Below are 22,166 nucleotides of genomic sequence, written 5' to 3' on the forward strand. Positions count from 1 at the left end.
GAGAACGTAGGTGTTCTGCTGCGTGGTATCAAACGTGAAGAAATCGAACGTGGTCAGGTACTGGCTAAGCCAGGCTCCATCAAGCCGCACACCCAGTTCGAATCTGAAGTGTACATCCTGAGCAAAGATGAAGGTGGTCGTCACACGCCATTCTTCAAAGGCTACCGTCCACAGTTCTACTTCCGTACTACTGACGTGACCGGTACCATCGAACTGCCAGAAGGCGTAGAGATGGTAATGCCAGGCGACAACGTGAACATGGTTGTAACCCTGATTCACCCAATCGCGATGGACGACGGTCTGCGTTTCGCAATCCGTGAAGGCGGCCGTACTGTAGGCGCTGGTGTTGTTGCTAAAGTTATCGCTTAATCGCTGATAAAGTTTGACGCGACACGCGGTAAAAGGGCATCATTTGATGCCCTTTTTCTACGCTGTGAACTAGAACCTATCTCATCAGCGATTTTGCAGTCATAATCATTGGTGAGATGGGCTCTTAAACCGTATTGACTGAATACGTCATGGCGTAAAACACCGGGATATCGCTCGCGCGGTATCCGATCGGTTTGGTTTGCCTCGCAATGCGAGGCAAAGTTGTTTGTTATGAATCATCATTGTGACAGGTTGGTTTATGAGTGCGAATACCGAGGCTCAAGGGAGCGGACGCGGCCTGGAAGCGGCAAAGTGGCTGATCGTCGCCGTTCTGTTGGTTGTGGCTATTGTCGGTAACTATTACTACCGTGATTTAAGCCTGCCATTGCGCGCGCTGGCAGTTGTGCTGATCATCGCCGTTGCAGGTGCAGTGGCTCTGATGACCACCAAAGGCAAAGCCACCGTTGCGTTTGCCCGTGAAGCGCGTACCGAAGTACGTAAAGTGATTTGGCCAACTCGTCAGGAAACGCTACACACCACGTTGATCGTTGCCGCGGTAACCGCCGTGATGTCACTGATTCTGTGGGGGCTGGATGGTATTCTGGTCCGTCTGGTGTCGTTTATTACTGGCCTGAGGTTCTAAAATGTCTGAAGCTCCAAAAAAACGTTGGTACGTCGTTCAGGCGTTTTCCGGTTTTGAAGGTCGCGTAGCGCAATCGCTGCGTGAACACATCAAACTGCACGATATGGAAGAGCTGTTCGGCGAAGTGATGGTGCCTACGGAAGAAGTGGTTGAAATCCGTGGTGGCCAGCGTCGCAAGAGCGAGCGTAAATTCTTCCCTGGCTATGTGCTGGTGCAGATGGTGATGAATGACGCCAGCTGGCACCTGGTGCGCAGCGTACCGCGTGTCATGGGGTTCATCGGCGGTACGTCTGACCGTCCTGCGCCGATCAGCGATAAAGAAGTTGATGCGATCATGAACCGCCTGCAGCAGGTCGGTGACAAACCGCGTCCGAAAACGCTGTTCGAACCGGGCGAGCTGGTGCGCGTCAACGACGGCCCGTTTGCCGATTTCAACGGCGTGGTCGAAGAAGTCGATTACGAGAAGAGCCGCCTGAAAGTTTCCGTTTCCATCTTCGGCCGTGCAACGCCGGTGGAACTGGACTTCAGCCAGGTTGAAAAAGGCTGATCGAATAATCAGCAATAAGCGGTCCGTTGCCGCTTGTCAAAGGCGCGAAATTGAACTACAATTTCGCGCCTTTTGTTTTTAGATGCCTTGCCTGATGTCTGTCCGGCGAGGTTAAACACGGGGAGCCTCTCACGAGGCGATACTACCCAAACCGAGGAAATTTAAATGGCTAAGAAAGTACAAGCCTACGTTAAGCTGCAAGTTGCAGCTGGTATGGCTAACCCGAGCCCACCAGTGGGTCCAGCTCTGGGTCAGCAGGGCGTTAACATCATGGAATTCTGTAAGGCATTCAACGCTAAAACTGACAGCGTTGAGAAAGGTCTGCCGATTCCGGTTGTTATCACCGTTTATTCTGATCGCTCCTTCACTTTCGTTACCAAAACCCCGCCAGCAGCAGTTCTGCTGAAAAAAGCGGCTGGTATCAAGTCTGGTTCCGGTAAGCCGAACAAAGACAAAGTAGGTAAAGTGACCCGTGCTCAGGTACGTGAAATCGCAGAAACCAAAGCTGCGGACATGACTGGTTCTGACGTTGAAGCGATGACTCGCTCCATCGAAGGTACCGCTCGTTCCATGGGCCTGGTAGTGGAGGATTAAGAGATGGCTAAGCTGACCAAGCGCATGCGCGTGATCCGTGACAAAGTTGATGCTACTAAACAGTATGACATCACTGAAGCTGTTGCTCTGCTGAAAGAGCTGGCCACCGCTAAATTCGTAGAAAGCGTTGACGTTGCCGTTAACCTCGGTATCGACGCTCGTAAATCTGACCAAAACGTTCGTGGCGCTACCGTTCTGCCACACGGCACCGGTCGTTCCGTTCGCGTTGCCGTATTTACCCAAGGCGCTAACGCTGAAGCAGCGAAAGCTGCCGGCGCAGAGCTGGTAGGTATGGACGATCTGGCTGAGCAGATCAAGAAAGGCGAAATGAACTTCGACGTTGTTATTGCTTCCCCGGATGCAATGCGCGTTGTAGGTCAACTGGGCCAGATCCTGGGTCCACGCGGCCTGATGCCAAACCCGAAAGTGGGTACCGTTACTCCGAACGTTGCTGAAGCAGTGAAAAACGCTAAAGCAGGTCAGGTTCGCTACCGTAACGACAAAAACGGCATCATCCATACCACTATCGGTAAGGTTGATTTCGACGCAGACAAACTGAAAGAAAACCTGGAAGCCCTGCTGGTTGCGCTGAAAAAAGCAAAACCTTCTCAGGCGAAAGGCATGTACATCAAGAAAGTTAGCCTCTCCACCACCATGGGTGCTGGCGTTGCTATCGATCAGAGCGGTCTGTCTGCCGCAGCGAACTAATCGCACTTGCGATTATCGCTTTGACTTGGGGCCGAGATTTGTCTAGAATCTTATGCCCCAAGGTTTTGCTATTGGCTATGCCGTAGGCAAAACAAAGATTTTTCGGTTGGAGCCTGGCCTATCCAGGCCTCCGTCCAAGACCGCAGGTGTATCGCGAGATACTTAATCCTTCCTGCGTAGACGGTGACAGAGCCTAAGAAAATTTTTCTTTTTTATAAAAGAATGTCTTTGCTGGATTCTGCTCACCGTGTTAAGCCGCTCGGCGTGGCGTTTTACAAAGCGCCGAGTGAAGTGAGTTCCGGGGGATTTTCCCCGGCTAATCCAGGAGCAAAAAGCTAATGGCATTAAATCTTCAAGACAAACAAGCGATTGTTGCTGAAGTCAGCGAAGTAGCCAAAGGCGCGCTGTCTGCGGTTGTTGCGGATTCCCGCGGCGTTACCGTAGATAAAATGACTGAACTGCGTAAAGCAGGTCGTGAAGCTGGCGTTTACATGCGTGTTGTTCGCAACACCCTGATGCGTCGCGTAGTTGAAGGCACTCCATTCGAATGCCTGAAAGACACGTTTGTCGGTCCAACCTTGATTGCATTCTCTCACGAACACCCGGGCGCTGCTGCTCGTCTGTTCAAAGAGTTCGCGAAAGCGAATGCAAAATTCGAGGTTAAAGCTGCGGCCTTTGAAGGTGAGCTGATCCCAGCGGCGCAAATCGACCGCCTGGCGACGCTGCCAACTTACGAAGAAGCGATCGCACGCCTGATGGCAACCATGAAAGAAGCCGCTGCCGGCAAACTGGTTCGCACTCTGGCTGCAGTACGCGATCAGAAAGAAGCGGCGTAAGCCACTCTTTCTTAGCCTTTGCTAACGTATTTAAACTATTTCTGAATTTTAGGAACAATTGTTATGTCTATCACTAAAGACCAAATCCTGGAAGCAGTTGCCGCTATGTCCGTAATGGACGTTGTTGAACTGGTTTCCGCTATGGAAGAAAAATTCGGCGTTTCTGCTGCTGCTGCTGTAGCTGTAGCTGCTGGCCCAGCTGAAGCTGCTGAAGAGAAAACTGAATTCGACGTTATCCTGAAAGCTGCAGGCGCTAACAAAGTTGCTGTTATCAAAGCAGTACGTGGCGCTACCGGCCTGGGTCTGAAAGAAGCTAAAGACCTGGTTGAATCTGCTCCAGCCGCTCTGAAAGAAGGCGTGAGCAAAGATGACGCAGAAGCTCTGAAAAAATCTCTGGAAGAAGCTGGCGCAGAAGTTGAAGTTAAATAAGCCAACCTTTCCGGTTGCAGCCTAGTCTTTTAGGCTGATGGCTGGTGACTTTTTAGTCACCAGCCTTTTTGCGCTGTAGGGCGCCAGTAGCGTTTCACACTGTTTGGCTGCTGGTTTCGCCTCCCAATGTTTGTTTCTATTGACGACTTAATATACCGCGGTCTTTGCACTACCAGGAGTTCTGGGGGAAGGCGCGATGAAATGGTTTAAGCGTGATAGCAAGAGACATTGCGGAAAGTGTTCCCGCTTTCCGGTCGACAAAACGGTGTTGCATGAACTGTCCCTAATCGGACGGACAGATTGGGTCACTGATCAGCGAGCTGAGGAACCCTATGGTTTACTCCTATACCGAGAAAAAACGTATTCGTAAGGATTTTGGTAAACGTCCACAAGTGCTGGACATACCATATCTCCTTTCTATCCAGCTTGACTCGTTCCAGAAGTTTATCGAGCAAGATCCAGAAGGGCAGTACGGCCTTGAAGCCGCATTCCGTTCTGTTTTCCCTATCCAGAGCTACAGTGGCAATTCGGAGCTGCAATACGTTAGCTACCGTCTTGGTGAGCCGGTCTTCGACGTCAAAGAGTGCCAGATCCGTGGTGTGACGTTCTCTGCACCGCTGCGCGTAAAACTGCGCCTGGTTATCTATGAGCGCGAAGCGCCTGAAGGTACGGTCAAAGACATCAAGGAACAAGAAGTCTACATGGGCGAAATTCCGCTCATGACCGAAAACGGCACCTTTGTGATCAACGGTACTGAGAGGGTTATCGTATCTCAGTTGCACCGTAGTCCTGGCGTATTCTTCGACAGCGATAAGGGTAAAACCCACTCCTCGGGTAAAGTGCTGTACAACGCACGCATCATCCCTTACCGCGGTTCATGGTTGGACTTCGAGTTCGATCCGAAAGACAACCTGTTCGTGCGTATTGACCGTCGCCGCAAACTGCCTGCGACCATCATTCTGCGCGCGCTGAACTACACCACTGAACAGATCCTCGACCTGTTCTTTGACAAGATCGTCTTCGAAATCCGCGACAACAAGCTGCAGATGGAGCTGGTGCCAGAGCGCCTGCGTGGTGAGACCGCTTCGTTCGATATCGAAGCCAACGGCAAGATCTACGTAGAGAAAGGCCGTCGCATCACCGCTCGTCATATCCGTCAGCTGGAAAAAGACGACATTCAGAGCATTGAAGTACCGGTAGAGTACATCGCGGGCAAAGTGGTCGCGAAAGACTATATCGATACCAATACCGGTGAGCTGATCTGCGCAGCCAACATGGAGCTGTCGCTGGATCTGCTGGCCAAGCTGAGCCAGTCTGGCCACAAGCGCATCGAAACGCTGTTCACCAACGATCTGGATCACGGCGCGTACATCTCTGAAACGCTGCGTGTCGATCCGACCAACGATCGTCTGAGCTCGCTGGTAGAAATCTACCGCATGATGCGTCCTGGTGAGCCGCCAACGCGCGAAGCTGCCGAAAGCCTGTTCGAGAACCTGTTCTTCTCCGAAGACCGCTACGATCTGTCCGCGGTCGGCCGTATGAAGTTCAACCGTTCTCTGCTGCGCGACGAGATCGAAGGTTCGGGCATCCTGAGCAAAGACGACATCATCGAAGTGATGAAGAAGCTCATCGATATCCGTAACGGCAAGGGCGAAGTGGACGATATCGACCACTTGGGCAACCGTCGTATCCGCTCCGTCGGCGAAATGGCCGAGAACCAGTTCCGCGTAGGTCTGGTGCGTGTTGAGCGTGCGGTGAAAGAGCGTCTGTCTCTGGGCGATCTGGATACCCTGATGCCTCAGGACATGATCAACGCCAAACCGATTTCGGCGGCGGTGAAAGAGTTCTTCGGCTCCAGCCAGCTGTCCCAGTTCATGGACCAGAACAACCCGTTGTCCGAGATCACGCACAAGCGTCGTATCTCTGCACTGGGCCCGGGCGGTCTGACCCGTGAGCGCGCCGGCTTTGAAGTTCGAGACGTACACCCGACCCACTACGGCCGCGTGTGCCCAATCGAAACGCCGGAAGGTCCAAACATCGGTCTGATCAACTCCCTGTCCGTGTACGCACAGACTAACGAGTATGGCTTCCTGGAAACCCCGTACCGCCGCGTGCGCGACGGCGTGGTGACCGATGAGATCAACTACCTGTCTGCTATTGAAGAAGGCAACTTCGTTATCGCCCAGGCGAACTCCAACCTGGATGAAGAAGGCCGCTTCGTAGAAGACCTGGTCACCTGCCGCAGCAAAGGCGAATCAAGCCTGTTCAGCCGCGACCAGGTTGACTACATGGACGTATCCACCCAACAGGTTGTTTCCGTTGGTGCCTCACTGATTCCATTCCTGGAACACGATGACGCCAACCGTGCATTGATGGGTGCGAACATGCAACGTCAGGCCGTACCAACCCTGCGCGCTGACAAGCCGCTGGTCGGTACCGGTATGGAACGCGCTGTAGCGGTTGACTCCGGCGTAACCGCCGTTGCCAAACGCGGCGGTGTGATCCAGTACGTGGATGCTTCCCGTATCGTTATCAAAGTTAACGAAGACGAGATGTACCCGGGCGAAGCAGGTATCGATATTTACAACCTGACCAAGTACACCCGTTCTAACCAGAACACCTGCATCAACCAGATGCCGTGTGTGAATCTGGGTGAGCCAATCGAGCGCGGCGACGTGCTGGCGGATGGCCCATCGACAGACCTGGGCGAGCTGGCACTGGGCCAGAACATGCGCGTAGCGTTCATGCCTTGGAACGGCTACAACTTCGAAGACTCCATCTTGGTCTCCGAGCGCGTGGTGCAGGAAGATCGCTTCACCACCATCCACATCCAGGAACTGGCGTGCGTGTCTCGCGACACCAAGCTGGGGCCTGAAGAGATCACCGCCGACATCCCTAACGTGGGTGAAGCTGCGCTCTCCAAGCTGGATGAATCCGGTATCGTGTATATCGGTGCTGAAGTGACCGGTGGCGACATTCTGGTCGGTAAGGTAACGCCTAAAGGCGAAACCCAGCTGACGCCGGAAGAGAAACTGCTGCGTGCGATCTTCGGTGAGAAGGCGTCTGACGTTAAAGACTCTTCTCTGCGTGTACCGAACGGCGTTTCCGGTACGGTTATCGACGTGCAGGTCTTCACCCGCGATGGCGTGGAAAAAGACAAGCGCGCGTTGGAAATCGAAGAGATGCAGCTGAAGCAGGCGAAGAAAGACCTGACTGAAGAACTGCAGATCCTGGAAGCCGGCCTGTTTGCGCGTATCCACGCGGTGCTGGTTGCCGGTGGCATCGAAGCCGACAAGCTGAGCAAGTTGCCTCGCGATCGCTGGCTGGAACTGGGCCTGACCGACGAAGAGAAGCAAAACCAGCTGGAGCAGCTGGCTGAGCAGTACGACGAACTGAAATCCGACTTCGAGAAGAAGCTGGAAGCCAAGCGTCGTAAGATCACTCAGGGCGACGATCTGGCGCCGGGCGTGCTGAAAATCGTCAAGGTTTATCTGGCCGTTAAACGTCAGATCCAACCGGGTGACAAGATGGCGGGCCGCCACGGTAACAAGGGTGTTATCTCCAAGATCAACCCGATCGAAGATATGCCTTACGATGAAAACGGCACGCCGGTAGACATCGTACTGAACCCGCTGGGCGTACCATCACGTATGAACATCGGTCAGATCCTGGAAACCCACCTGGGTATGGCTGCGAAAGGCATCGGTGAGAAGATCAACCAGATGCTGAAGCAGCAGCAGGAAGTGGCCAAGCTGCGTGAGTTCATCCAGAAGGCCTACGATCTGGGCGACGACGTTTGCCAGAAAGTTGACCTGAACACCTTCAGCGACGACGAAGTGCTGCGTCTGGCAGAGAACCTGAAAAAAGGTATGCCGATCGCAACGCCGGTGTTTGACGGTGCGAAAGAGACTGAAATCAAGAAGCTGCTGGAAATGGGTGGTATCCCGACCTCCGGTCAGATCACGCTGTTCGATGGCCGTACCGGTGAGCAATTCGAGCGCCAGGTTACTGTTGGCTATATGTACATGCTGAAACTGAACCACTTGGTTGACGATAAAATGCACGCCCGTTCAACCGGTTCTTACAGCTTGGTTACTCAGCAACCTCTGGGTGGTAAAGCGCAGTTCGGTGGTCAACGCTTCGGTGAGATGGAAGTGTGGGCACTGGAAGCATACGGCGCGGCTTATACCCTGCAGGAAATGCTCACCGTTAAGTCGGATGACGTTAACGGCCGTACCAAGATGTACAAAAACATCGTGGATGGCGACCACCGGATGGAGCCAGGCATGCCGGAATCCTTCAACGTACTGTTGAAAGAAATCCGCTCGCTCGGCATCAACATCGAACTGGAAGACGAGTAATCGTCATTCCGGCTCAGGCTCCCCGCCTAAGGGAGCCTGAGGGTGGTTGTTCAGGTCACACGGGTACCTACTGCGGTTGTGGGTACCCAACAGGTTTAACTCCGACAGGAGCCAATCCGTGAAAGACTTATTGAAGTTTCTGAAAGCGCAAACTAAGACCGAAGAGTTTGATGCGATCAAGATTGCTCTGGCCTCGCCAGACATGATCCGTTCGTGGTCGTTCGGTGAAGTTAAGAAGCCGGAAACCATTAACTACCGTACGTTCAAACCAGAGCGTGACGGCCTTTTCTGCGCCCGTATCTTCGGGCCGGTAAAAGATTACGAGTGCCTGTGCGGTAAGTACAAGCGCTTGAAACACCGCGGCGTGATCTGTGAGAAGTGCGGCGTTGAAGTGACCCAGACCAAAGTGCGCCGTGAGCGCATGGGCCACATCGAGCTGGCTTCGCCGACTGCGCACATCTGGTTCCTGAAATCGCTGCCATCCCGCATCGGTTTGCTGCTGGATATGCCGCTGCGTGACATCGAACGCGTACTGTACTTCGAATCCTATGTGGTGGTCGAAGGCGGTATGACCAACCTCGAGCGTCGTCAGATCCTGACCGAAGAGCAGTATCTGGACGCGCTGGAAGAGTTCGGTGACGAATTCGACGCCAAGATGGGTGCGGAAGCCATTCAGGCCCTGTTGAAAAACATGGATCTGGAAGCCGAGTGCGAGCAGCTGCGTGAAGAGCTGAACGAAACCAACTCCGAAACCAAGCGCAAGAAGCTGACCAAGCGTATCAAGCTGCTGGAAGCGTTCGTACAGTCCGGTAACAAGCCGGAGTGGATGATCCTGACCGTGCTGCCGGTACTGCCGCCGGATCTGCGTCCTCTGGTTCCGCTGGATGGCGGCCGTTTCGCGACCTCGGATCTGAACGATCTGTATCGCCGCGTGATCAACCGTAACAACCGTCTGAAACGCCTGCTGGATCTGGCTGCGCCTGACATCATCGTGCGCAACGAGAAGCGTATGCTGCAAGAAGCGGTAGACGCCCTGCTGGATAACGGCCGTCGCGGTCGTGCCATCACCGGTTCCAACAAACGTCCTCTGAAATCTTTGGCCGACATGATCAAAGGTAAGCAGGGTCGTTTCCGTCAGAACCTGCTCGGTAAACGCGTTGACTACTCCGGCCGTTCCGTAATCACCGTAGGTCCATACCTGCGTCTGCATCAGTGCGGTCTGCCTAAGAAGATGGCGCTGGAGCTGTTCAAACCGTTCATCTACGGCAAGTTGGAGCTGCGTGGCCTGGCCACCACCATCAAAGCCGCCAAGAAAATGGTTGAGCGTGAAGAAGCCGTCGTTTGGGATATCCTGGACGAAGTGATCCGCGAACACCCGGTACTGCTGAACCGTGCACCAACCCTGCACCGTTTGGGTATCCAGGCGTTTGAACCGGTTCTGATCGAAGGTAAAGCGATCCAGCTGCACCCGCTGGTTTGTGCGGCCTATAACGCCGACTTCGATGGTGACCAGATGGCCGTTCACGTACCGCTGACGCTGGAAGCCCAGCTGGAAGCGCGTGCGCTGATGATGTCCACCAACAACATCCTGTCCCCAGCGAACGGCGAGCCAATCATCGTTCCTTCTCAGGACGTTGTACTGGGTCTGTACTACATGACCCGCGACTGTGTTAACGCCAAGGGCGAAGGCATGGTGCTGAACGGTTCCAAAGAAGCTGAGCGCGTTTACCGCGCAGGCCTGGCGTCTCTGCATGCACGCGTTAAAGTGCGTATCACCGAAGACGTCAAGAACGCCGAAGGCGAATGGACTTCTCAGACCAGCATCATCGACACCACCATCGGCCGCGCCATCCTGTGGATGATCGTACCGAAAGGTCTGCCGTACGCGATCGTTAACCAGCCTTTGGGCAAGAAAGCGATCTCCAAGATGCTGAACACCTGTTACCGCATCCTGGGCCTGAAGCCGACCGTAATCTTTGCTGACCAGATCATGTACACCGGTTTTGCTTACGCAGCCCGTTCCGGCGCTTCCGTAGGTATCGACGACATGGTTATCCCGGCCAAGAAAGCGGAGATCATCGAAGAAGCGGAAACCGAAGTTGCCGAGATCCAGGAGCAGTTCCAGTCTGGTCTGGTTACCGCCGGCGAACGCTACAACAAAGTGATCGATATCTGGGCTGCCGCGAACGAACGCGTTGCGAAAGCGATGATGGAAAACCTGTCGGTAGAAGACGTGGTTAACCGTGACGGCGAAGTGGAACAGCAAGTTTCCTTCAACAGCATCTTTATGATGGCCGACTCCGGTGCGCGTGGTTCCGCCGCTCAGATTCGTCAGCTGGCCGGTATGCGTGGTCTGATGGCGAAGCCGGACGGCTCCATCATCGAAACGCCAATCACCGCGAACTTCCGTGAAGGTCTGAACGTACTCCAGTACTTCATCTCCACCCACGGTGCTCGTAAAGGTCTGGCGGATACCGCACTGAAAACCGCGAACTCCGGTTATCTGACCCGTCGTCTGGTTGACGTGGCGCAGGACCTGGTGGTGACCGAAGACGACTGTGGCACCCACGACGGCATCCTGATGACTCCGGTTATCGAAGGTGGCGACGTGAAAGAGCCGCTGCGTGAACGCGTTCTGGGCCGTGTGACGGCAGAAGACGTCCTCAAGCCGGGTACGGCGGACATTCTGGTGCCACGCAACACCCTGCTGAACGAGAAGGCGTGTGACCTGTTGGAAGAGAACTCTGTCGACAGCGTTAAAGTCCGTTCCGTGGTGAGCTGTGAAACCGACTTCGGTGTGTGTGCTAACTGCTATGGTCGCGACCTGGCACGTGGCCACATCATCAACAAAGGCGAAGCCATCGGCGTTATCGCGGCACAGTCCATCGGTGAGCCGGGTACACAGCTGACGATGCGTACGTTCCACATCGGTGGTGCGGCATCTCGTGCGGCTGCTGAATCCAGCATTCAGGTGAAAAACAAGGGTAGCATCAAGCTGAGCAACGCGAAGTTCGTTATGAACGCCGCAGGCAAGCTGGTGATCACCTCGCGTAACACCGAACTGAAACTGATCGACGAATTCGGCCGTACCAAAGAAAGCTACAAGGTGCCTTACGGCGCCGTGATGGGCAAAGGCGACGGTGAAGAAGTTAACGGCGGCGAAACCGTCGCTAACTGGGATCCGCACACCATGCCGGTCATCAGTGAAGTCAGCGGCTTCATTCGCTTCGCGGACATGGTCGACGGCCAGACGATTACTCGTCAGACCGACGAACTGACCGGTTTGTCTTCTCTGGTTGTTCTGGACAGCGCAGAGCGTACCGGTAGCGGTAAAGACCTGCGTCCGGCACTGAAAATCGTTGACGCTCAGGGCGAAGACGTATTGATCCCAGGTACTGATATGCCTGCTCAATACTTCCTGCCGGGCAAAGCGATCGTTCAGCTGGAAGACGGCATTCAGATCGGTGCGGGTGATACCCTTGCGCGTATTCCTCAGGAATCCGGCGGTACCAAGGATATTACCGGTGGTCTGCCGCGCGTTGCCGACCTGTTCGAAGCGCGTCGTCCGAAAGAGCCGGCAATCCTGGCTGAAATCAGCGGGATTATCTCGTTCGGTAAAGAGACCAAAGGCAAACGTCGCCTGGTGATCTCTCCGCTGGACGGCAGCGACGCTTACGAAGAGATGATTCCGAAATGGCGTCAGCTCAACGTGTTCGAAGGCGAAGTGGTGGAACGTGGCGACGTCGTTTCCGACGGCCCAGAGTCTCCGCACGACATTCTGCGTCTGCGTGGCGTGCATGCGGTTACCCGCTACATCACCAACGAAGTGCAGGAAGTTTACCGTCTGCAAGGCGTTAAGATTAACGATAAGCACATCGAAGTTATCGTTCGTCAGATGCTGCGTAAAGGCACCATCGTTAGCGCTGGTGGCTCCGAGTTCCTGGAAGGCGAGCAGGCTGAAGTGTCTCGCGTCAAGATTGCCAACCGTCAGCTGGAAGCTGAAGGTAAGATCCCGGCAACCTTCTCGCGCGATCTGCTGGGTATCACCAAGGCATCCTTGGCGACCGAGTCCTTCATCTCCGCCGCATCGTTCCAGGAAACGACGCGCGTTCTGACCGAAGCTGCCGTAGCCGGCAAGCGTGATGAACTGCGTGGCCTGAAAGAGAACGTCATCGTGGGCCGTCTGATCCCAGCCGGTACCGGTTACGCTTATCATCAGGATCGCATGCGTCGCCGTGCTCAGGGTGAAGCGCCGGTTGTTCCGCAAGTCAGCGCGGAAGAAGCGACGGCTAACCTGGCCGAGCTGCTCAACGCAGGCCTGGGCGGCAGCGACGACGAGTAATCGTCATCCGCGCCGCGAGCCCGGCATGCCGGGCCCATTGCCAGATAAACCGCTCCCTCGGGGGCGGTTTTTTTTCGCCTCATGCCGGGGCAGAGCAAACTTTGCTACTATGGTTACAGCAGAAATTGACCGGCGCTTTTACCAAGACAACCAAGGACAGTGCGAACATGGACAGCCTCATTACCTTCGAAAAACTGACGGCGCAACACCTGCCTTACCTGTATGAGATCCGCTTTTCCGTTGAAGAAAACCTGCTGCATCCGCATCAAATCCAGTATCTGCAGCGCAGGCAGGCGCTGGAGGACATCAACCAGGGCGGCGGCTGGATCTGCAAGCATGGCGACGACTATGCCGGCGTTGGCTTCGGGTTATTCATCCCTGAACCGCTGATCGGCGGCCTGTTCGTGAAGCCGGAATACCAGTCGAAGGGGATCGGCTCCGCTTTGTTGGCGCGAGTCACCGCCTGGATGTTTGAGCGCGGCGCCGAAGCGATCCACTTAACCACCGATCCGGGCTCCAAAGCCGAAGGCTTTTATCAACATCACGGCTGGGCCGTGGTCGGGCAGGATGAGTTCGGCCAGGCCGAACTGGTGAAACGCAAAGAGGGTGAATAATGACAATCAAAGGATTGATGACCTTACTGCTGCTTTCGCTGTTCAGCGCACCGCTGTATGCGGCCGTTGACTATTTTTACCTGAAACCGCTCGATGGTGAGAAGATCAAGATAACCAGGCAGATGCTGGAGGCGATGCCGCAGTACACGATTAAAACCTCGACCAATTTCACCCCGGAAGATACGTTCACCGGCGTTGAGTTTGCAGAGTTAGTGAAAGCCTACCACCTGAAAGGCCAGTCGGTGCGCGCTTTCGCCTGGGATGATTACTCCTATTCGATGCCGATTGACGAGATGATTAAATACCGTGTGATCGTCGCCTACCAGCGCGGCGGCAAGCCGATCGACGTTGGTGAGCTGGGGCCGTTCGCCATTATTTATCCGCGGGATGGCTATGCCGAGCTGAATAACCTGGATGTGAATGCGAAAACCGTCTGGCAAGTGAAACGGTTGGAGCTGAAATAAGATGAGCAAAAAACTGATCGGTACTCTTATCGCGTTGGTTGCCATCTTCTCCTTATTGATTTTGTTGATTGCCATTAACTTCGGCGGCGTAAAAGAGCGCTATAAGCAGATTGAGCCCAATCTGGACAACTACTCGGTGGCCGAGATCCTGTTTCTGGCCTTTGAAAGGACCAAAACCGCGCTGTTGCTCAGTGAAAACAATGACTACGACGCCTTCCAGATCAAAAAGAAAATCTTCTACTCGAAGATTCAGATCCTGGAGAGCCGTTCGACCTTCAGCGACTCTTTTTATTACGACGACGAGTTCATCAAAAATGTTGCGCTGCTGAAGCAGCAGTACCGCACGTTGGACGATCTTTCTGCCGGCTTGCTGGTGGGGCTGAAAAACAAGGCGGACATTCTCTCTTATATGGATGATATCGAGGGTACGCTGGTCGATATCCAGGAAATTATTTATCGGATACAGATTAAAAACTTTACCGAAGTGAAAGGCATCATCCAGGACAACTCGAGTAAAGCCGAGATGTTCGCCCTCTTTTCGCTGATTTTAGTGTTCCTGATGATGTTCCTGGTGCTGAGAAACGCCTTCTCGTTGAAAGAGATCATCAAGAACAAGAACATCTTTATCTCTTCCATCTACCACGAGATCGCCGGCTCGACCCAGGCCATCGTCATTGCCGCGGATATCATGGAACATGAGCTGGCGCAGGAAGAGTTGAAAAAAGAAGCCCGCCTGATCTCCTATCACGGTAACAAGATCGCCGAACAAACGCGCGAGGTGATGGATTATTCTCGGCTTGAGATGGGAGAAGTTAAAATCAATATTTCCACCTTCCGGCTGAATGAGGTGGTGGACGATGCCGTAACCGGCATCGGCGCCGGGCGAGGCAATCGCCTCGTGATCCACCGTTCGTCTTATGCCGGCCTGATTGGTTCTGATAAATACAAGCTCTACCGAATATTGGCCAACCTGCTCAGCAACGCGGATAAGTTTACCCACCACGGCGCGATCGCCCTCAATGTGAAGGTGTGTCACGGCAATCTGTATTTGCGGGTAAAAGACACCGGCATCGGGTTTAACGTCGATAATCTGGATCGGTTATATAAGGCGTTCAATCAGGGGGTGGAAAGGGAAACGCGGCAGGGATTAGGGCTGGGGTTGACCATTATCAAAAATTACGTCACGACGATGAAAGGCACCATCAAGGTCAAATCCGTCGAAGGGGTTGGATCATCGTTTTTGATCCGCATTCCGGTCAAACTAATTAAAGAATAGGTTCGACAGCAATAGCGAAGAGATAATCAGCGGCTTGGTCGGTTTTTCCACCAGGTGCACGTCATAGTGCAGGATCATGTCGCCGATGTTTTTCTCGTAGTGATTCAGCTGGCCGGTCAGAATGATGATGCGGGCGTGCGGATCGAGGGCGTCTTTAATTTTCTTCACCACGCGTTCGGAAGTCTCGCCGAAGTCCAACAGCCAGTCCAAAATAAACGCCTCAAAGGACTGCTGCTCCAGCGCGGCCAGCATGGCGTCCGCCGTCTGAAAGGTCTCAGCCTCGATGCCGTAGCGGCTGGCGATCTTCTTCAACAGTTCGAGAATATCGCCGTCATTATCCAGGATCGCGATGCGCGGGGCCGGCAGAAAGTCTATCTTGTTGACTTTATACAGCGGGGCATCGGCTGCATATTCCCGATTGGTGTTGATGATGAAAAGATCGTCCTTTTTGTAGGCGTAAGTTTCGTCGTTGTCCGCTTGCGTGACCGGGCGCTCGTCGGCCTCAATGTTACAGCGCTTGTGAATGCTGTTCATGATAAACACGCCGTTATGTGTCCTTTGGCCGGCAAACGGCTCGTTGAAATACTGGAAAACCTTTTTGACTTCATCGAGGGTGATGCCCCTTTTGCCATCCAGCTTCTGTTTGGCGCTGTTGTACTGAAGGTTCAGTATGTTGGCCATCGTGGAGGCATGTTTTCTGTCGCCAACTCCTTTCAGAGTGAGCAACGCGCTGATTGCATCGATGTAATTTGGCGTTTTCTTCATGACAACCTTGGCTTTTTTGTTGTTAACCGCGAGCGTTGGAAAACCTGCGTGAGGACCCGTGCTGGATTATAGATGAAGCCTCGGTTATTGCGGTGATATCAGTTTGATTTTCCTTGGCAAACTCAAAAAACACTCGATGACAAATAAAAAAACACTCAAAAGACATTCACATTTAGCCGTTTATGTGGTTAATTAGCGCACATACTGTGTGATTCGCGTCCTGGGGGGGTGCCAGTCTCACAAAATAAACCGCCTGCTCTTGTCCGTAAGCAGGGAGCAGGCGGCAAAAAGATCCGCGGCCGACACCAGGGCCATTGGCAGCACCGGGGATGGCTACTCGAACCTCTCTTCGTCGCTCTGTACCTTCTTTTTTCCTCTTTCCCCACTTTTCTGCCGCAACAGCGTCCTATGAGTCTCACCGCTGAGTGAGTGTCGAGCACCGTTATGCCACAGTCCTTTAGCCGACAAGGCACCTGCCCGTACACCCTTACAGGCCGCGATACGCCATATGCGCGTTGCTGCGGAGAGGGCCCGGAGTCGCGCAAGAGAATCTCCGGCGCGATCCGGGGGGGATAAGGCGGGGCCATCGAGAGGGAGACGGCCCCGGCCGGCGCCGGGTTTGGCGGCCGGCAACGTCACTATAATCGGCGCGTTTGTCGGCGCCAGCACCACCGTTCGGCATTGCGCGGCCGCTCCAGCGTTTTCTTCACGCGGCGGTAAACGTTGCCGCTTATTGCGCACCGCGTCCCAGATAACCGTCCCAGTCTTTCCACACCGGCTGCAGCCCGGCGTTGCTGATGGCCTCGGCGACCTGCTGCGGCGTGCGGCCGTCGTGCGGTTCGAACTGTTCCAGCTCCGGCGGCACGTCATCGGCATAGCCGCCGGGCTGCGTCTTGGATCCGGCGCTGACGCTGTTGATCGCCACCGGGATCATATGATCGCGGAAGTACGGCGACTCACGCGTAGACAGCGACAGCTCAACGTCCGGCGCGAACAGCCGGAAGGCGCAGATCAGCTGCACCAGTTGAGGCTCGCTCATGATCGACGCCGGTTCAATGCCGCCGGCGCAGGGGCGCAGGCGCGGGAACGAGATCGAGTAGCGGCTCTGCCAGTAGGTTTGCTGCAGGTAAAACAGATGTTCCGCCAGCAGGTAGCAGTCGGTGCGCCAACTGTTGGACAGGCCGATCAACGCACCGATGCCGATCTTGTCGATCCCGGCGCGCCCCAGGCGATCCGGCGTGGCCAAGCGCCAATGGAAATCCTGCTTCTGGCCGCGCAGGTGATGCTGCAGATAGGTGGCCGGATGGTAGGTTTCCTGGTACACCAGCACGCCGTCCAGGCCCAGCGTTTTCAGTTCGGCGTATTCCTCCTGCGCCAACGGCTGCACTTCCATCATCAGCGAGCTGAAGTGTCGGCGGATCGCCGGGATGTGCTGGCGGAAATAGTCCATGCCGACCTTGGTCTGATGCTCGCCGGTGACCAGCAACAGATGTTCGAACCCCAGCGCCTGGATGGCTGCGCACTCGCGGGCGATCTCCGCCGCATCCAGCGTTTTGCGCTTGATGCGGTTGCTCATCGAAAAGCCGCAGTAGGTGCAGTCGTTGGCGCACAGGTTGGACAGATACAGCGGCACATAGAAGCTGACGACGTTGCCGAATCGCTGACGGGTCAGCTGCTGCGCGCGCTGCGCCAGCGGTTCCAGATACGGCGCGGCGGCGGGGGAGATCAGCGCCATAAAGTCGTCGCGCGTCAGCTTGTCGGCGTTCAACGCGCGTTCCACGTCGCGCGCGGTTTTGCCGTTGATGCGCAGCGTAATGTCGTCCCAATCCAGCTGTTGCCAGCGGCTACTGAAATCGTCGGCCATCACTGTGCCTCCTCTGGCTGGCTGAGGAAGGCGGTCAGCGGGCTAGAGGCGACCGCACCGCGCTGGCTCGCGCCCAATCCGGCGCTGCGCGCCAATTCGCCGGCCTCCAGCGCCAGGCGAAACGCCCGCGCCATTTGCACCGGGTCGCGCGCCACGGCGATGGCGGTGTTCACCAGCACCGCGTCGGCGCCCAGCTCCATCGCTTCCAGCGCGTGGCTTGGCGCGCCGATGCCGGCGTCGACCACCACCGGCACCTTGGCCTGTTCGATGATGATCTCGAGGAAGTCGCGGGTGCGCAGACCGCGGTTGGAACCGATAGGGGCGCCGAGCGGCATCACCGCCGCGCAGCCCGCCTCTTCCAGCCGTTTGCACAGCACCGGATCGGCGCCGCAGTAGGGCAGCACCACAAAACCGTCTTTCACCAGCGTTTCCGCCGCCTTCAGCGTTTCTATCGGATCCGGCAGCAGGTATTTCACATCGGGGTGGATCTCCAGCTTCACCCAGTGGGTGCCGAGCGCTTCACGCGCCAGCCGGGCGGCGAATACCGCTTCGGCGGCCGTTTTGGCGCCGGAGGTATTGGGCAACAGCCTGACGCCCAACTGTTGCAGCGGCGCCAAAATGGCGTCGTTGCCGCCGCGCAGATCGACGCGCTTCATGGCCATGGTCACCAGCTGTGAGCCGGAGGCCGCCAGCGCCTCCAACATCAGCGCCGGGGTGGCGAACTTGCCGGTGCCGGTGAACAGGCGCGAGGTAAAAGTGGTATCGGCGATTTTCAGCATGTCAGCCTCCGGCGATCGCTTGAAACAGCAAAATGTCGTCACCGTCCTGCACCTGATGGTCGGCCCAGTCGGCGCGCGGGATGATGGTTTGGTTGATCGCCAGCGCGGTACCCGGCTGGTGGCGTTCCAGCTGGGCCAGCAGGGCGGCGACGCTGAGCGGCTGCGGCAGCTCCAGCGGTTGGTCGTTTAAACGGATCTTCATGCCGCGCCTCCGCATACCGGGCAGGCACGGGCCTGGCTCAGTTGCAGCGTGCTCCAGCTCTGCTGCTTGCCGTCGAACAGCCGCAGTTTACCGCTGAGGGAAGAAGGCATGCCGGCCAGCATCTTGATGGCCTCCAGCGCTTGCAGGGTGCCGATCACGCCCACCACCGGACCGAGTACCCCGGCGGTGCGGCAGTTGCGCTGCGGCTCTTCCTGCTCCGGGTACAGGCAGGCGTAGCAGCCGTGCGCATAGGGCGGCTCGAGCACCAGCAGCTGGCCGCTGAAGCCGACCGCGCTGCCGCTGATCAGCGGCTTGGCGGCGGCGATGCAGGCGGCATTGACCTCATGGCGGGTCGCCATATTGTCGCAGCAGTCCAGCACCAGATCGGCGCGTGCGACCGCGTCGCGCAGCGCTTGCCCTTGCAGCCGCTGCGCCAGCGGGATGGATTCCACCAACGGGTTCAGCGCCTGCAGGTGGCGTTGCGCCAGCGCCGCCTTGCCGGTGGCGGTATCGGCGCTGCGGTAGAGGATTTGCCGCTGCAGGTTGGTGACGTGCAGCTGGTCGTCGTCGGCCAGCAGCAGCGTGCCGACGCCGGCGGCGGCCAGATACAGCGAAGCCGGGGAACCGAGCCCACCTAAACCGACGATCAGCACCGTGGCGCGCTTGAGTCTCTCCTGGCCTTCCGGGCCGACGTCCTCCAGCAGCAGCTGGCGGCTGTAGCGCAGGAATTCCTGATCGTTAAGCATCGTTCGGATCCTCGCCTTCGATCAGCCGCAGCAGCTCGGCCGTCGCCGCGCGCCAGTCCGGCGCCTGGGTGATGGCGCTGACCACCGCCACGCTGCCGACGCCGCACGCCAGCACCGCCGGTACGCGATCGATACTGATCCCGCCGATCGCCACCGTCGGGTAATCCGCCAGGCCGGCGATGTGGCGTTTCAACTCCGTCAGCCCCTGCGGCGCCGAAAGCATGTCTTTGGTTTGGGTGGGGAAGATGTGCCCCAACGCGATGTAGGACGGTTTCACCGCCAGCGCGCGCGCCAGCTCCGCGTCGTCATGGGTGGACACGCCCAGCCGCAGCCCGGCGCGGTGAATGGCAGCCAGATCGGTGGTATCGAGATCTTCCTGGCCCAGATGCACGCCGTAGGCGCCGTGCTTGATCGCCAGCCGCCAGTAGTCGTTGATGAACAGCCGCGCCTGATAACGCCGGCCCAGCGCGATGGCGGCAGCGATATCCTCTTCGACCTGCTCGTCAGGCAAGTCCTTGATGCGCAACTGGATGGTGGTGACGCCGGCCTCCAGCAGGCGAGCGATCCATTCCACGCTGTCGACGACCGGGTAGAGCCCCAGTTTGTAGGGCGTCGCCGGGAAGGGCGTCGTGATATCAGTCATTGCTGGTCTCCTCCTGCAAATTGCCGGCGCTGTGATACAGCTCGCTGCCGCGGGCGCGGAACTCGGCGGACATTTTCTCCATACCGGTCAGCTGCACCTCGATCGGTTTGGCGGCCTCTTGGGCAGCGGCGTAGTCGCGCACCTCTTGTGAAATCTTCATCGAGCAGAATTTTGGTCCGCACATCGAGCAGAAGTGGGCGATCTTGCCGGATTCCTGCGGCAGGGTTTCGTCGTGATAGGCGCGCGCGGTGGCCGGATCGAGCGCCAGATTGAACTGATCTTCCCAGCGGAATTCGAAACGCGCCTTGGACATGGCGTTATCGCGGATCTGCGCGCCCGGATGGCCTTTGGCCAGATCGGCGGCGTGAGCGGCGATCTTGTAGGTGATCAGGCCCTGTTTGACGTCCTCTTTGTTCGGCAGGCCGAGGTGTTCTTTCGGCGTGACGTAACACAGCATGGCGCAGCCGAACCAGCCGATCATCGCCGCGCCGATACCGGAGGTGAAATGGTCATAGCCCGGGGCGATGTCGGTGGTCAGCGGACCGAGGGTGTAGAACGGCGCTTCGTGGCAGTGTTCCAGCTCTTCGGTCATGTTGCGGCGGATCATCTGCATCGGCACGTGGCCAGGGCCCTCGATCATCACCTGCACGTCGTATTCCCAGGCGATTTTGGTCAGCTCGCCCAGCGTATGCAGTTCGGCGAACTGGGCTTCGTCGTTGGCGTCCTGAATTGAGCCGGGGCGCAGGCCGTCGCCGAGCGACAGCGAAACGTCGTAGGCGGCGCAGATCTCACAGATTTCGCGGAAATGCTGATAGAGGAAGTTTTCCTGATGGTGCGACAGACACCATTTGGCCATGATCGAGCCGCCGCGCGACACGATGCCGGTCAGGCGTTTGGCGGTCATCGGCACGTAGCGCAGCAGCACGCCGGCGTGGATGGTGAAGTAGTCGACCCCTTGCTCCGCCTGTTCCAGCAGCGTATCGCGGAACATCTCCCAGGTGAGGTTTTCCGCCACGCCGTTGACCTTCTCCAGCGCCTGGTAGATCGGCACGGTGCCGATGGGCACCGGGCTGTTGCGCAGGATCCACTCGCGGGTTTCGTGAATATAGCGGCCGGTGGAGAGATCCATCACGGTGTCTGCGCCCCAGCGGGTGGCCCATACCAGCTTCTCCACCTCTTCTTCGATCGACGACGTGACCGCCGAGTTGCCGATATTGGCGTTCACCTTTACCAGGAAATTGCGGCCGATAATCATCGGCTCCGCTTCCGGGTGATTGATGTTGGCGGGAATGATAGCGCGGCCGGCGGCCACTTCCTGGCGCACGAACTCCGGCGTGATGTTGTCCGGCAGGTTGGCGCCCCAGCCCTGGCCCGGATGCTGGTGGCGCAGCACCTCGCCGCGAATGCGTTCGCGCCCCATGTTTTCACGGATGGCGATGAATTCCATCTCCGGGGTGACGATGCCGGCGCGGGCGTAGTGCAACTGGGTTACGCACTTGCCCGGCAGCGCTTTGCGCGGCAGCGGCAGGTGTTCGAAACGCAGGTGATCGAGACCTTCGTCCGCCAGCCGCTGCTGGGTGAAGCCGGAGCTGGCACCGCTCAGGGTGGCGGTATCGCCGCGTGCGTCGATCCAGCCGGCGCGCAGCTTGGCCAGGCCGGCGTGCACGTCGAGCTCGGCCTGTGGATCGCCGTACGGGCCGGCGGTGTCATACACCGGGATCGCCTCGTTCTGTTCATACTGCGGGTTATCTTTGCTGCCGCCGACCAGGGTCGGGCTGAGCTGAATTTCACGCATCGGCACCTGGATATCGCGGCGCGAACCCTGCAAGTAGATGCGGCGTGAGTTTGGGAAAGCCATGCCTTGCAGGGTGTCGATAAACTGCTGGGCGGCTTCGCGTTGCGCTTTACGGGCGCGCGGTGGATTAACGTTAGACATAGCAAGTTCCTACCAGTGTGTTGGGTTGGGAAAGTTGCTTGTCTGGAG

The 22,166-nt window shown here is 56.8% G+C and carries 19 protein-coding genes; 12 read left to right on the forward strand and 7 right to left on the reverse strand.

The window, feature by feature from the left end:
- From AC2CGQ_RS24295 to AC2CGQ_RS24350, 12 genes are all read left to right on the forward strand, one after another.
- The coding region (locus AC2CGQ_RS24295) for an EF-Tu C-terminal domain-related protein (protein WP_458411340.1) at positions 1 to 369 on the forward strand (369 nt) is incomplete at its 5' end.
- Positions 370 to 628: 259 nt separating this feature from the next.
- The gene (secE, locus tag AC2CGQ_RS24300) at positions 629 to 1,012 is read left to right on the forward strand and encodes a preprotein translocase subunit SecE (RefSeq protein WP_004929916.1); all 384 of its coding nucleotides are present in this window, start codon (positions 629 to 631) and stop codon (positions 1,010 to 1,012) included.
- Between the two features lies 1 nt (position 1,013).
- Positions 1,014 to 1,559: a transcription termination/antitermination protein NusG gene (gene nusG / locus AC2CGQ_RS24305; protein ID WP_004929914.1), complete on the forward strand. Its 546-nt coding sequence runs from the start codon at positions 1,014 to 1,016 to the stop codon at positions 1,557 to 1,559.
- 165 nt (positions 1,560 to 1,724) lie between these two features.
- Entirely contained in the window at positions 1,725 to 2,153 is a 429-nt protein-coding gene (gene rplK, locus AC2CGQ_RS24310; RefSeq protein WP_015376316.1) for a 50S ribosomal protein L11, read from the forward strand.
- Positions 2,154 to 2,156: 3 nt separating this feature from the next.
- Positions 2,157 to 2,861, forward strand: coding sequence for a 50S ribosomal protein L1 (rplA, locus tag AC2CGQ_RS24315; RefSeq protein ID WP_004929908.1), 705 nt, complete (start codon positions 2,157 to 2,159; stop codon positions 2,859 to 2,861).
- A 338-nt stretch (positions 2,862 to 3,199) separates the two neighbouring features.
- A complete protein-coding gene (gene rplJ / locus AC2CGQ_RS24320) occupies positions 3,200 to 3,697 on the forward strand; it encodes a 50S ribosomal protein L10 (protein ID WP_004929905.1) in 498 nt (165 codons plus the stop codon).
- A 63-nt stretch (positions 3,698 to 3,760) separates the two neighbouring features.
- Positions 3,761 to 4,126 (forward strand): 50S ribosomal protein L7/L12, encoded by a 366-nt coding sequence (gene rplL / locus AC2CGQ_RS24325; protein ID WP_004929903.1) that lies wholly within the window; start codon positions 3,761 to 3,763, stop codon positions 4,124 to 4,126.
- A gap of 332 nt (positions 4,127 to 4,458) precedes the next feature.
- Positions 4,459 to 8,487 carry a DNA-directed RNA polymerase subunit beta gene (rpoB, locus tag AC2CGQ_RS24330; RefSeq protein WP_004929900.1) on the forward strand — a complete coding sequence of 1,343 codons (4,029 nt, stop codon included), beginning with the start codon at positions 4,459 to 4,461 and terminating at the stop codon, positions 8,485 to 8,487.
- A gap of 118 nt (positions 8,488 to 8,605) precedes the next feature.
- A complete protein-coding gene (gene rpoC, locus AC2CGQ_RS24335) occupies positions 8,606 to 12,829 on the forward strand; it encodes a DNA-directed RNA polymerase subunit beta' (protein WP_021505232.1) in 4,224 nt (1,407 codons plus the stop codon).
- Between the two features lie 167 nt (positions 12,830 to 12,996).
- Entirely contained in the window at positions 12,997 to 13,443 is a 447-nt protein-coding gene (locus tag AC2CGQ_RS24340; RefSeq protein ID WP_016929429.1) for a GNAT family N-acetyltransferase, read from the forward strand.
- Complete coding sequence (locus AC2CGQ_RS24345) at positions 13,443 to 13,907, forward strand: putative pterin-binding protein (protein WP_033631529.1); 465 nt, start codon at positions 13,443 to 13,445, stop codon at positions 13,905 to 13,907. Before AC2CGQ_RS24340 ends, AC2CGQ_RS24345 begins: the two co-directional genes overlap by 1 nt.
- Position 13,908: 1 nt before the next feature.
- Positions 13,909 to 15,183, forward strand: a complete 1,275-nt coding sequence (locus tag AC2CGQ_RS24350; protein ID WP_048326868.1) for a sensor histidine kinase — start codon at positions 13,909 to 13,911, stop codon at positions 15,181 to 15,183.
- On the opposite strand, the gene AC2CGQ_RS24355 is transcribed toward AC2CGQ_RS24350, so the two are convergent.
- The 7 genes from AC2CGQ_RS24355 to thiC form a co-directional block, all read right to left on the reverse strand.
- The gene (locus AC2CGQ_RS24355; protein ID WP_031300325.1) at positions 15,169 to 15,948 is read right to left on the reverse strand and encodes a helix-turn-helix domain-containing protein; all 780 of its coding nucleotides are present in this window, start codon (positions 15,946 to 15,948) and stop codon (positions 15,169 to 15,171) included. The two genes, AC2CGQ_RS24350 and AC2CGQ_RS24355, sit on opposite strands and share 15 nt — an antisense overlap.
- A 730-nt stretch (positions 15,949 to 16,678) precedes the next feature.
- Positions 16,679 to 17,812, reverse strand: coding sequence for a 2-iminoacetate synthase ThiH (gene thiH / locus AC2CGQ_RS24360; RefSeq protein ID WP_118892549.1), 1,134 nt, complete (start codon positions 17,810 to 17,812; stop codon positions 16,679 to 16,681).
- Positions 17,812 to 18,591: a thiazole synthase gene (locus AC2CGQ_RS24365; RefSeq protein ID WP_021505237.1), complete on the reverse strand. Its 780-nt coding sequence runs from the start codon at positions 18,589 to 18,591 to the stop codon at positions 17,812 to 17,814. Before AC2CGQ_RS24365 ends, thiH begins: the two co-directional genes overlap by 1 nt.
- Position 18,592: 1 nt before the next feature.
- Positions 18,593 to 18,793 carry a sulfur carrier protein ThiS gene (thiS, locus tag AC2CGQ_RS24370; protein WP_015376323.1) on the reverse strand — a complete coding sequence of 67 codons (201 nt, stop codon included), beginning with the start codon at positions 18,791 to 18,793 and terminating at the stop codon, positions 18,593 to 18,595.
- Positions 18,790 to 19,539, reverse strand: coding sequence for a HesA/MoeB/ThiF family protein (locus AC2CGQ_RS24375; RefSeq protein WP_015376324.1), 750 nt, complete (start codon positions 19,537 to 19,539; stop codon positions 18,790 to 18,792). Before AC2CGQ_RS24375 ends, thiS begins: the two co-directional genes overlap by 4 nt.
- The gene (gene thiE, locus AC2CGQ_RS24380) at positions 19,532 to 20,182 is read right to left on the reverse strand and encodes a thiamine phosphate synthase (protein ID WP_015376325.1); all 651 of its coding nucleotides are present in this window, start codon (positions 20,180 to 20,182) and stop codon (positions 19,532 to 19,534) included. The genes AC2CGQ_RS24375 and thiE overlap by 8 nt, the downstream gene beginning before the upstream one ends.
- Positions 20,175 to 22,118, reverse strand: coding sequence for a phosphomethylpyrimidine synthase ThiC (thiC, locus tag AC2CGQ_RS24385; RefSeq protein WP_049278916.1), 1,944 nt, complete (start codon positions 22,116 to 22,118; stop codon positions 20,175 to 20,177). Before thiC ends, thiE begins: the two co-directional genes overlap by 8 nt.
- Between the last annotated feature and the right edge of the window lie 48 nt (positions 22,119 to 22,166).

This window comes from Serratia sp. DFXYC6 (genome assembly GCF_057196085.1).